Source organism: Kitasatospora sp. NBC_01302 (genome assembly GCF_035976515.1).
GTDB lineage: Bacteria > Actinomycetota > Actinomycetes > Streptomycetales > Streptomycetaceae > Kitasatospora.
In genome coordinates, this window is record NZ_CP108404.1 from 5,672,594 (window position 1) to 5,684,554 (window position 11,961).

Annotated in this window: 7 protein-coding genes; 4 read left to right on the forward strand and 3 right to left on the reverse strand. The window is 71.4% G+C overall.

Annotated elements, in window-relative coordinates:
• Positions 1-107 precede the first annotated feature (107 nt).
• Complete coding sequence (locus OG294_RS24945; protein ID WP_442789208.1) at positions 108-2,894, forward strand: SpoIIE family protein phosphatase; 2,787 nt, start codon at positions 108-110, stop codon at positions 2,892-2,894.
• A 43-nt stretch (positions 2,895-2,937) separates the two neighbouring features.
• Here OG294_RS24945 and OG294_RS24950 read toward each other — a convergent pair whose 3' ends face one another.
• From OG294_RS24950 to OG294_RS24960, 3 genes are read right to left on the reverse strand one after another with little or no spacing between them, the layout of a single operon-like run.
• A complete protein-coding gene (locus tag OG294_RS24950) occupies positions 2,938-3,711 on the reverse strand; it encodes a succinate dehydrogenase/fumarate reductase iron-sulfur subunit (protein ID WP_327068782.1) in 774 nt (257 codons plus the stop codon).
• Positions 3,698-5,581 carry a fumarate reductase/succinate dehydrogenase flavoprotein subunit gene (locus tag OG294_RS24955; RefSeq protein ID WP_327071648.1) on the reverse strand — a complete coding sequence of 628 codons (1,884 nt, stop codon included), beginning with the start codon at positions 5,579-5,581 and terminating at the stop codon, positions 3,698-3,700. Before OG294_RS24955 ends, OG294_RS24950 begins: the two co-directional genes overlap by 14 nt.
• A gap of 20 nt (positions 5,582-5,601) precedes the next feature.
• Positions 5,602-6,387, reverse strand: a complete 786-nt coding sequence (locus OG294_RS24960) for a hypothetical protein (RefSeq protein ID WP_327068783.1) — start codon at positions 6,385-6,387, stop codon at positions 5,602-5,604.
• A 125-nt stretch (positions 6,388-6,512) separates the two neighbouring features.
• On the opposite strand from OG294_RS24960, the gene OG294_RS24965 reads away from it, so the two are divergent.
• From OG294_RS24965 to OG294_RS24975, 3 genes are all read left to right on the forward strand, one after another.
• The gene (locus OG294_RS24965) at positions 6,513-8,081 is read left to right on the forward strand and encodes an ABC transporter family substrate-binding protein (RefSeq protein WP_327068784.1); all 1,569 of its coding nucleotides are present in this window, start codon (positions 6,513-6,515) and stop codon (positions 8,079-8,081) included.
• 132 nt (positions 8,082-8,213) lie between these two features.
• Complete coding sequence (typA, locus tag OG294_RS24970; RefSeq protein ID WP_327068785.1) at positions 8,214-10,082, forward strand: translational GTPase TypA; 1,869 nt, start codon at positions 8,214-8,216, stop codon at positions 10,080-10,082.
• Between the two features lie 185 nt (positions 10,083-10,267).
• Positions 10,268-11,905: a peptide ABC transporter substrate-binding protein gene (locus OG294_RS24975; RefSeq protein ID WP_327068786.1), complete on the forward strand. Its 1,638-nt coding sequence runs from the start codon at positions 10,268-10,270 to the stop codon at positions 11,903-11,905.
• Positions 11,906-11,961: the final 56 nt, after the last annotated feature.

Genomic DNA, 11,961 nt, shown 5'->3' on the forward strand with positions numbered 1-11,961 from the left:
GCCAGGGGCAAAATCCTTCGCCCGATTTGATGTTGTGATGTTGGGGGCGTGTGCGCGTGCCCTCGGATGATGAATACTCGGTCATCTCAGGTCTTCTCGACATCCGGATGGGCGCGGGTTGGAGGGGTCGGTCCTTGAACAGCTTGCCGGCGCGGGAGGCGCTGAGTGGTAGCGGCCATGTCGGCGTGCCCGGACAGTCGGGTGCACCGGTGTCCGGGCCAGCCGCCGCCGTCCCCCGTGTCCCCGAGACCCACCCCGGGCGCGATGCCGCCGCGGCCGACGCGGAGCCGACGGACGCGGAGCCGACGGACGCCGAGCTGGCGGAGGCCGCCGAGCGCCAGCCGCTCGGTTCGCCGCGCTGGGGCGAGGGCGATCCGGGCTCGATCTACGAGTTCATCCGCGTCGCCACCTTCGCGATCGGCCCGGACGGGCTGATCAGCCAGTGGAGCGAGCGGGCCGCCGACTTCTTCGCGGTGCCCGCCGCCGAGGCACTGGGCGCCGATCCGGTGACCACCCTGGTGCCGCGCGAGCTGTGGCGGCGGGGCCGCACCAGGCTGGAGCGCACGCTGGCCGGCGAGGAGTGGGTCGGCACCGCGCCCTACCGGGGAGCGGACGGCCGCGAGGGCCTGGCCGAGGTCTACCTGATGCCGGCCGTCGGCCCCAAGGACGAAGCGGGCGAGCCGGGCGCAGAGTTCGAAGACTCGCGAGAGCGCTCGCCGGGCGCGCTCTGCCTGGCCGTCGACCTCGGCCGGCTGCGCCGGATCGAGACCGAGCTGGCCGCCTCCGAGGCCGTCTTCGGGCAGACCCCGAGCGGCTTCTTCCTGTTCGACCGGCAGCTGCGGCTGCAGCGGGTCAACCGGGCCTTCGCCGAGGCGGTCGGGCTCGAACCCGAGGCGCTGGCCGGGCGCAGCGCGCACGACCTGTTCACCACCAGCGAGGCCGAGCGGCTGGAGTCCGCGCTGCGCCAGGTGCTGCAGAGCGGCGACCCGGTGGTCGACCTGCGGTTCAGCGGTGCCGTGCCGACCCGGTCCGGCGAACGCCGCTGGGCGATCTCGCTCTACCGCCTCACCGGCCCCGGCGAGCGCCCGATGGGCGTGGCCGGGCAGGTCAATGACATCACCAGCCGGCACGTCGCCGAGCGCGAGGCGGCCGGGGTGCGCCGCAACCTGGCGCTGGTCAACGAGGCCAGCGCGCACATCGGCTCCACCCTGGACCTGGAGACCACCGCCAAGGAACTGCTCGACGTGGTCGTCCCGCAGTTCTGCGACCTGGCCACCGTCGACCTCTACTCGGCACTGCTCTCCGGCGAGAGCGGTCCCTCGCTGACCGGGTCCGGCGCCCACCCGTACGACGGCAGCGGCGAGCTGCGCCGGGTGGCGGTCTCCAGCGTGGTCGGCGCGGGCGCGGTGGGCTTCGGCTCGCTGCTCGGCGGCGACCAGGGCGGCTACCCGGACCAGGCCTACGGCGCGCGCCTGGCCGCCGCCGAGGCCGGTGGCACCCTCTGCTACCCGCCGCGCTCCCCGCACGCCCGGGCGCTGCGCACCGGGCGCAGCGCGATCCCGGACCCGGGCCCCGACCCGCTGCTGCGCAGCACCCTGGTGGTCCCGCTGGTCGCCAGGGACGTGGTGCTCGGCCTGATCCAGCTCTCCCGGGCGATCGGCAGCGAGCCCTTCGACGCGCGGGACGTGGCGATCGCCGAGGAGATCGCGGCGCGCGCCGCGGTCTGCGTGGACAACGCCCGGCTCTACCGGCGTGAGCACGAGCGGGCGCTGATCCTGCAGCGCAGCCTGCTGCCCCCGGGCAACCCGGAGGCCAGCGGCCTGGAGATCGCCTGCCGCTACCGTCCCAGCAACAACAACACCGAGGTCGGCGGCGACTGGTTCGACGTGATCCCGCTGCCGGGCAACCGCACCGCGCTGGTGATCGGCGACGTGATGGGCCGCGGCCTGCGCGCGGCCGTCGCGATGGGCCAGCTGCGCACCGCGGTGCGGACGCTGGCGATGCTCGACCTGGAGCCGGCCGAGGTGCTCGGTTCGCTGGACGAGATCGCCCGGGGCCTGGGCGACCCGGGCCCCGGCTCGATGGCCGGCTACGGCTCCCAGCGCACCGGCGACAACGACGCCCCCGAGGTCTACCTGGCCACCTGCGTCTACGCGGTCTACGACGCGGTCACCCGGCGCTGCGTCTTCGCCAACGCCGGCCACCTGCCCCCGGCGCTGCTCAGCCCGGGCGAGCCGGCCCGGATGCTCGACGTGCCGCCCGGCCTGCCGCTGGGCGTGGGCGGCGAGCCGTTCGAGGAGGTCACCCTGACCCTCCCCGACGGCGCCCTGCTCGGCCTCTACACCGACGGCCTGGTGGAGTCCCGCAAGCACCAGCTGGACGAGGGCCTGCAGGCCTTCCGGATCGCCCTGGAGAACGGCGCGCCCGTCCTGGAGACGCTCTGCGACGAGGTGCTGAACGAGCTCGACCCGCACCACGGCGAGGACGACATCGCCCTGCTGCTGGCCCGGGTCCGGGCGCTGCCCGAGGACGCGGTGGGCGACTGGCAGCTGCCCCCCGAGCCGACCTCGGTGGCCAAGGCCCGCGAGAAGGCCTGCGCCTGGCTGTTGACCCGGGGCCTGGACGACCTGGTGGACACCACCGAGCTGCTGGTCAGCGAGCTGGTGACGAACGCGCTGCGGCACGGGCGCGGCGACATCCGGTTGCGCCTGCTGCGCGACACCACGGTGGTCTGCGAGGTCTGGGACGACGGGTACGCCCAGCCGCGCCGGCGCCGGGCGCAGGAGACCGACGAGGGCGGGCGCGGCCTGCAGCTGGTCAGCCTGCTGGCCGAGCGCTGGGGCAGCCGGCGGACCCCGCACGGGAAGATCGTCTGGTTCGAGCTGGGCCTCTGACCGCCGCGCCGGGCCCCCGCCGCAAGGGGGCCCGGCGGCCGGGTCAGTCCCGCGGGCGCAGGCCGATCTTCGAGCCCAGCCAGACCAGCGGGTCGTACTTGCGGTCGGCCACCCGCTCCTTGAGCGGGATCAGCGCGTTGTCGGTGATCCGGATGTGCTCCGGGCAGACCTCGGTGCAGCACTTGGTGATGTTGCAGTAGCCCAGGCCTTGGGTGTCCTGGGCACTGGCACGGCGGTCCAGGCCGCCGGCACCGGCCGCGTCCAGCGGGTGCATGTCGAGCTCGGCCACCCGCATCAGGAAGCGCGGCCCGGCGAAGGCCGCCTTGTTCTCCTCGTGGTCGCGCACCGCGTGGCAGGTGTCCTGGCACAGGAAGCACTCGATGCACTTGCGGAACTCCTGCGAGCGCGCCACGTCCTCCTGCCGCATCCGGTACTCGCCCGGCGCCAGTCCCGCCGGCGGCACGAAGGCGGCCACCTCCCTGGCCTTGGCGTAGTTGAACGTCACGTCGGTGACCAGGTCGCGCACCGAGGGGAAGGCACGCAGCGGGGTCAGCACCACCGGCTCGTCCGGTGGCAGCACCGACATCCGGGTCATGCAGAGCAGCCGCGGACGCCCGTTCACCTCGGCGCTGCACGAGCCGCACTTGCCCGCCTTGCAGTTCCACCGCACCGCCAGGTCGGGAGCCTGGGTGGCCTGCAGCCGGTGCACCAGGTCGAGCACCACCTCGCCCTCGTTGACCGGCACCCGGTACGTGACGAACCCGCCCGCGCCGCCCTCGCCCCGCCAGATCCGGAACTCCCTGTCATCCGTGCTCATCGGCCAGCTCCTCCGGGGTGAAGTACTTCGCCAGTTCGGTGCGGTCGAACAGCGCCAGCAGGTCGGCCCGGACGGGTGGGTTGGGCTGCCGCTCGACCGTCAGCTGCCCCTCGGCCAGCGAGCAGACCAGGTTGACCCGCCGCCAGTCCCGGTCCATCCCCGGCCAGTCCTCCCGGGTGTGCCCACCGCGGCTCTCCCGGCGCAGCAGCGCGGCGCGCGCCACGCACTCCGAGACCAGCAGCATGTTGCGCAGGTCCAGTGCCAGGTGCCAGCCGGGGTTGAACTGCCGGTGGCCCTCCACCGCCACCGCCTCGGCCCGCCGCCCCAGCACCGCCAGCCGGTCCAGCGCCTGCTTCATCTCGCCGGCCCGGCGGATGATCCCGACCAGGTCGTTCATGGTCTGCTGGAGCTCCTGGTGCAGCGCGTACGGGTGCTCGCTCCCCTCGCCGAACGGGGCCAGCGCCTCGGCGGCGGCGGCCGACAGCTGGGCCTCGTCGAGCGCCGGCCGCGCCGGCGCCCCGGCCGCGTACCGCGCCGCGTGCAGTCCCGCGCGGCGGCCGAAGACCAGCAGGTCGGAGAGCGAGTTGCCGCCGAGCCGGTTGGAGCCGTGCATCCCGCCGGCCACCTCGCCGGCGGCGTAGAGCCCGGGGACGGCGGGGCTGGCCGCGGTGTCCGGGTCCACCTCCACCCCGCCCATCACGTAGTGGCAGGTCGGGCCGACCTCCATCGGCTCGAGGGTGATGTCGACGTCGGCCAGCTCCTTGAACTGGTGGTGCATCGAGGGCAGCCGCCGGATGATCTCCTCGGCCGGCAGCCGGCTGGAGACGTCCAGGAAGACTCCGCCGTGCGTGGTGCCGCGCCCCGCCTTGACCTCGGAGTTGATCGCCCTGGCCACCTCGTCGCGGGGCAGCAGCTCGGGCGGGCGGCGGTGCCCGGCGGGGTCGGCGTACCAGCCGTCCGCCTCCGCCTCGGTCTCGGCGTACTGGCCGCGGAACACCTCGGGCACGTAGTCGAACATGAACCGCTTGCCCTCGCTGTTGCGCAGCACCCCGCCGTCGCCGCGCACCGACTCGGTGACCAGGATGCCCTTCACCGAGGGCGGCCAGACCATGCCGGTGGGGTGGAACTGGACGAACTCCATGTTCAGCAGCCGGGCGCCGGCCAGCAGCGCCAGCGCGTGGCCGTCGCCGGTGTACTCCCAGGAGTTGGAGGTCACCTTGAACGACTTCCCGATCCCGCCGGTGGCCAGCACCACGGCGGGGGCGGCGACGGCGAAGAACCGCCCGCTCTCCCGCTGGTAGCCGAAGACCCCCGCGACCCGCTCGCCGTCCTTCAGGATCCTTGTGACCGTGTACTCCTGGAAGACCTTCAGGCCCGACTCGTAGTCGCCGCTCTCCTTGAAGTCCTCCTGCTGCAGCGCCACCACCTTCTGCTGCAGGGTGCGGATCAGCTCCAGCCCGGTCCGGTCGCCCACGTGCGCCAGCCGCGGGTACTCGTGGCCGCCGAAGTTGCGCTGCGAGATCCGCCCGTCCGCGGTCCGGTCGAAGAGCGCGCCCCAGCCCTCCAGCTCCCAGACCCGCTCGGGCGCCTCCTTGGCGTGCAGCTCGGCCATCCGCCAGTGGTTGAGGAACTTGCCGCCGCGCATGGTGTCGCGGAAGTGCACCTGCCAGTTGTCGCCGCTGTTCACGTTGCCCATCGAGGCCGCGATGCCGCCCTCGGCCATCACGGTGTGCGCCTTGCCGAAGAGCGACTTGCAGATCACCGCGACCCGCATCCCCTGCTCGCGGGCCTCGATCGCGGCCCGCAGCCCGGCCCCGCCGGCGCCGACCACCACCACGTCGTACCCGTCGTGGACGTCGTAGCTGTGCATCTCCGTCACAGTGCCCCTCCTCAGAAGAACCTCGGGTCGCTGAACACGCCGGACGAGACCAGGTAGACGTACAGGTCGGCCAGCCCGACCGAGGCGAGCGAGGCCCAGGCCAGCTGCATGTGACGGGCGTTGAGCCGCCCCACCAGCTGCCAGGCCCGGTAGCGCACCGGGTGTTTGGAGAAGTGCCGCAGCCGCCCGCCGACGATGTGCCGGCAGGAGTGGCAGGAGAGCGTGTAGGCCCAGATCAATGCCACGTTCACGAGCAGCACCAGGGTGCCGAGCCCGGCGTGCCCCCAGGCGCCGGCGGCGTTGCGGAAGCCGAGCGCCGCGTCGTAGCTCAGGATCGCGGCCACCGGGACGGCCAGGTAGAAGAAGTAGCGGTGCAGGTTCTGCAGGATCAGCGGGAACCGGGTCTCGCCGGTGTACCTGGCGTGCTGTTCGCCCACCGCGCAGGCCGGCGGCGAGGCCCAGAAGGCGCGGTAGTAGGCCTTGCGGTAGTAGTAGCAGGTCAGCCGGAAACCGAGCGGGAAGATCAGCACCAGCAGGGCGGGGGAGAGCCGCCACCAGTCGCCGACCACCGCCCAGTCGGCCCCGCCGCGCATCGGCACGCAGTTGGTCGCGAGGCAGGGGGAGTAGAACGGCGAGACGTACGGGGCGGCGTAGTAGTGGCTGCCGCTGAAGGCCCGCCAGGTCGAGTAGCCGATGAAGACCAGCAGGCCGGCCGCCGTGCTCAGCTGGGGCAACCACCAGCGGTCGGTACGGAGAGTGCGTTCCGGTATCGCAGCGCGCTTGGTCGTGATGGCCATCCTGTGAGTGTGACCTTGATCACATCAGGTCGGAAGACCTCGGACGGGATTGACTCTGCGCCGATCGGAGGACAACTTGTCGTGTCGTCAGCTCTTCGCCCTGATGCGGGAGTTGAGTGGGCGCCATGAAGAGCATCAGGGTGCTCGCCGCCGCCGCACTGCTCGGCGCACTGGCGGGCTGCTCCGGCGCGCAGGGTCCGGCCACGCCCTCCCAGTCCGCCTCCGACCTCACCTCCGCCGACCGCGGCTCGGTCCGCGAGGGCGGCACGCTGCGCTGGGCGGTGGACGCGGTGCCCGCCTCACTGGACGTCTACCAGCCCGACGCCACCCCCGACACCGCGCTGATCGCCCACGCCCTGCTGCCCAGCCTCTTCCGGCTGGACGACCGCGCCCGCCCGGTGGCCGATCCGGACTACCTGGCCGGCGCCGACGCGGTGGGCCGCACGGTCACCTACCGGCTCAACCCGAAGGCCGTGTGGAGCGACGGCACGCCGGTGACGGCGGCCGACTTCAGCGCCCAGTGGGCGGCGCAGCGGGGCGTCCACCCCGGCTACGCGGCGATCGAGTCGGTCGCGCCCGGCGCCGACCCGCACCAGGTCACGGTGGTCTTCAAGCACCCGTACGCCGAGTGGCAGGGCCTGTTCAGCCCGCTCTACCCGGCCGCCGGCATGCCCCGCAGCGCCGGCCCGCTCACCCTGCAGTCGCTGGACGCCAAGGGCGGACGGGCGGTCCTGGTGCGCAACGCCCGTTGGTGGGGCGACCCGCCCAAGGTCGACGAGCTCGACTTCCTGGCCACCACGGACCGGCTGGACGCGCTCGGCCAGGGCAAGGTCGACGTGGCCGCACTGGAGGGCACCGTCGACCACCCGCCGGGTGCCGGCTCCACCGATGCGCTGGACTCCTCCGTCCAGGCGCTGCGGCGGGCCCAGACGCTGCCCGACATCACCCTGCACCGCGCGGCGGCTCCCGCCTACACCCAGCTCACCTTCAACGGTTCCCGCGGCCCGCTGGCCGACGCCGCCGTGCGCCGTGCGGTGGCCGCCTGCGTGGACCGCAAGAAGCTCGTCCAGGCCGCGCTCACCCCGCTCGGCCTGCCCGCGGCCCCGCTCGGCAACCACCTGCTCATGACCGGCCAGAGCGGCTACCAGGACGACAGTGCCTACCTGGGCGCCACCGCCAAGCAGCTGCACCTGGAGCTGAACCTGCTCTACCCGGACGGCTCGGCCACCGCCCGCCGCACCGCCGACGCCCTGGTGGCGCAGCTGGCCCCGCAGGGCGTCACCGTGCATCCGAAGGCCGCCGCCCCCGACAGCTTCGTCCACGACCAGCTGGCCGCCGGCGACTGGGACCTCGCGCTCTTCTCCTGGCCCGCGACCGCCTTCCCCGCCACCGACGAGCGCCCGCTCTACGCCAAGCCGCAGCCGGGCCCGGACGGCAAGCCGGTGGCGGGTCTGAACTACGGCGGCGCCGGGACGGACGAGATCGACCGGCTCTTCGACCGGGCCGCCGCCGAGCCGGACCAGGCCAGGAGGACCGCGCTGCTCCAGCAGGCCGATGCCGCGATCTGGGAGCTGGGCCACTCGGTGCCGCTCTACCAGCGCCCTGATCTGGTGGCGGTGCGCGCCGGGGTGGCGGGTGCGGGCGCCTACGGATTCGGCTGGCCGCGCTACCAGGACCTGGGCTTCCGGCGCTGAGCTGGTCCTCCGCTTCGCGTCAGCGGTGGGCGGCCACGTACCATAGGACAAGCCGTGGCATGGTAAGCCCGGCGGGTGGACCGGGACAGGCCGGGGCGCCGCAATCCACGACTCCGGGAGAGTTCGCTCCGCATGCCCACGCGCAATGACATCCGCAACGTCGCCATCGTCGCCCACGTCGACCACGGGAAGACGACCCTGGTCGACGCGATGCTCAAGCAGGCCGGCGCTTTCGCGGCTCACCAGCACCTCGACGACCGCATGATGGACTCGAACGACCTGGAGCGCGAGAAGGGCATCACCATTCTCGCGAAGAACACCGCGGTCAAGTACCACCCCAAGGAGGGTGGCGCGCCGATCACCATCAACATCATCGACACCCCTGGCCACGCCGACTTCGGTGGCGAGGTCGAGCGCGGTCTGTCGATGGTGGACGCGGTCGTGCTGCTGGTCGACGCCTCCGAGGGCCCGCTGCCGCAGACCCGCTTCGTGCTCCGCAAGGCGCTCACCGCCAAGCTCCCGGTCATCCTCTGCATCAACAAGACGGACCGCCCGGACTCCCGGATCGACGAGGTCATCAACGAGACCTACGACCTCTTCCTGGACCTGGACGCCACCGAGGAGCAGATCGAGTTCCCGATCGTCTACGCCTGTGCGCGTGACGGCGTCGCCTCGCTGACCAAGCCGGAGAACGGCACCGTCCCGGCCGACAGCGACTCGCTGGAGCCCTTCTTCTCCACCATCCTGGAGCACGTCCCGGCCCCGGAGTTCGACGCCGAGGCCCCGCTGCAGGCGCACGTCACCAACCTGGACGCCGACAACTTCCTCGGCCGCATCGCGCTCTGCCGCGTCGAGCAGGGTGAGCTGCGCAAGGGCCAGCAGGTCGCGTGGATGAAGCGGGACGGCTCGATCCAGCAGGTGAAGATCACCGAGCTGCTGATGACCGAGGCGCTCACCCGCAAGCCGGCCGAGGTGGCCGGCCCCGGCGACATCTGCGCCGTCGCGGGCATCCCCGACATCATGATCGGCGAGACCCTGGCCGACCTGGAGAACCCGATCGCGCTGCCGCTGATCACGGTGGACGAGCCGGCCATCTCCATGGTCATCGGTACCAACACCTCGCCGCTGGTCGGCAAGGGCGGCAAGGGCCACAAGGTCACCGCCCGCATGGTGAAGGACCGCCTGGACCGCGAGCTCATCGGTAACGTCTCGCTCCGCGTGCTGCCGACCGAGCGTCCGGACGCCTGGGAGGTCCAGGGCCGTGGCGAGCTGGCGCTGGCCATCCTGGTCGAGACCATGCGCCGGGAGCTCTTCGAGCTGACCGTCGGCAAGCCGCAGGTCGTCACCAAGATCATCAACGGCAAGGTGCACGAGCCGGTCGAGCGGATGACCATCGACAGCCCCGAGGAGTACCTCGGCGCGATCACCCAGCTGATGGCCGTCCGCAAGGGCCGCATGGAGACCATGACGAACCACGGCTCCGGCTGGGTGCGCATGGAGTTCATCGTCCCGTCGCGCGGCCTGATCGGGTTCCGCACCCAGTTCCTCACGGACACCCGCGGCACCGGCATCGCGCACAGCATCTTCGAGGGCCACGAGCCGTGGTTCGGCGAGCTGCGGATGCGCAACAACGGTTCGCTGGTGGCCGACCGCGCGGGCGTCGTGACGCCGTTCGCGATGATGGGCATCCAGGAGCGCGGCACGCTCTTCGTCGAGCCCACCACCGAGGTGTACGAGGGCATGATCGTCGGCGAGAACTCGCGCCAGGACGACATGGACATCAACATCACCAAGGAGAAGAAGCTCACCAACATGCGTGCCGCTTCCTCCGACACCACCGAGAACCTGGTGCCGCCGCGCAAGCTGTCGCTCGAGCAGTCGCTCGAGTTCTGCCGCGAGGACGAGTGCATCGAGGTGACCCCGGAGACCGTGCGCATCCGCAAGGTCGTGCTGGACCAGAAGGAGCGCGGCCGCAGCGCCTCGCGCGCCAAGAAGAACTGACACAGCGCCAGCTCTTCGCACCGCAGCCCGTCAGCCGGTTCCCCTTCGGGGGAGCCGGCTGACGGCGTTCCGGCCACCCGTTCGGCGGCACCGGGCGCCCGTGTGGCCCTGCTGCGGGTGCGCCGCCATGGCTGGGCCCCTCGAATGGGATGTGATGCCTCACACACACCACGAGGAGGTCCTTCATGCCTGCAGCCACCCGAGTGCGCTGGGCCGTGATCGCTGTGACATCGGTGGCGCTGGCGGCCACCGGCTGCAGCAGTAGCAACAGCAGCAGCAGTGGCGGCGGCTCGGGCGGTGGCGTCGTCAAGGCATGGTGGGGCGACCCGCAGAACCCGCTGGAGCCGGCCAACACCAACGAGGTGAACGGCGGCGCGGTGATGAACATGATCTTCGCCGGACTGGTTCAGTACGACCCCAAGACGAGTGCGGCCAGCAACGCCAACGCCGACTCGATCACCTCCTCCGACCAGCAGAACTGGACGGTGACGCTCAAGCCGGGCTGGAAGTTCAGCGACGGCACCCCGGTGACCGCCAAGTCGTACGTGGACGCCTGGAACTACGGCGCGCTCTCCACCAACAAGCAGGTCAACGCGAGCTTCTTCCAGTACATCCAGGGCTACAACGACGTCGCGCCGGCCAGCGGTTCGCCGACCGCGCAGACGATGTCGGGCCTCAAGGTGGTCAACGACAACACCTTCACGGTGGCGCTCACCCAGAAGTTCACCACCTGGCCGCAGACCCTGGGCTACAACGCGTACTACCCGCTGCCCGCCAGCTTCTTCAGCAACCACGCCGGGTACCTGAACAAGCCGATCGGCGACGGGCCGTACATGATCCAGTCGTACACCCGCAGCCAGCAGATGCAGCTGGTGCCGAACCCGGACTACAGCGGCACCAACAAGCCGAAGAACGGCGGCATCAACCTCGTCGTCTACACCGACCCGAACGCCGCCTACTCCGATCTCCAGTCCGGTGCCCTGGACGTCGACAACACGCTCTCCAACACGGCGATCAAGCAGCTCGCGGGCGGGCCGAGTACGGCACGCTTCCTGAACACGCCGGCCGGCATCATCCAGACCATCTCGTTCCCGCTGTACCAGCCGCAGTGGAACACCGATGGTGCGAAGCTGGTCCGCCAAGGCATCTCGATGGCGATCGACCGGCCCACGATCGTCAAGAACATCTTCACCAACACCCGGACGACGGCCAGCGACTGGACCTCCCCGGTTCTCGGCGCCACCGGCGGATTCAAGGACGGGCTCTGCGGTGACCTCTGCACCTACAACCCGACCAAGGCCAAGCAGCTGATCGAGCAGGGCGGCGGCATCCCCGGCGGCCAGCTGACCATCAGCTACAACGCCGACGGCCCGCACAAGGACTGGGTCGACGCCACCTGCAACAGCATCAACACGGTGATGGGCAACAACAACGCCTGTGTCGGCAACCCGATCGGCACCTTCGCGGACTTCCGCAACCAGGTCACCAGCCAGAAGATGACCGGCCCCTTCCGGACCGGCTGGCAGATGGACTACCCGCTGATCCAGGACTTCATCCAGCCGGTCTACACCACCGGCGGCTCGTCCAACGACTCGCACTACAGCAACCCGCAGTTCGACGCGCAGGTCAACACTGCCAACGCGGCGTCCGACGCGGCCACCTCGGTCTCCGACTTCCAGACCGCCGAGAAGATGCTCGTCACCGACGTGCCCGCGATCCCGCTCTGGTACCAGAACGGCACGGTCGCCTGGTCCAGCCACGTCAGCAACGTGATGCTCGACCCGTTCAGCGTCCCGGTCTACACCGAGATCACTGTCAGCTAGTCAGCGGCGGCGGCCGGCTCCCGTGCGGAGTCGGCCGCCGGTCTTCGCCCGCCCAG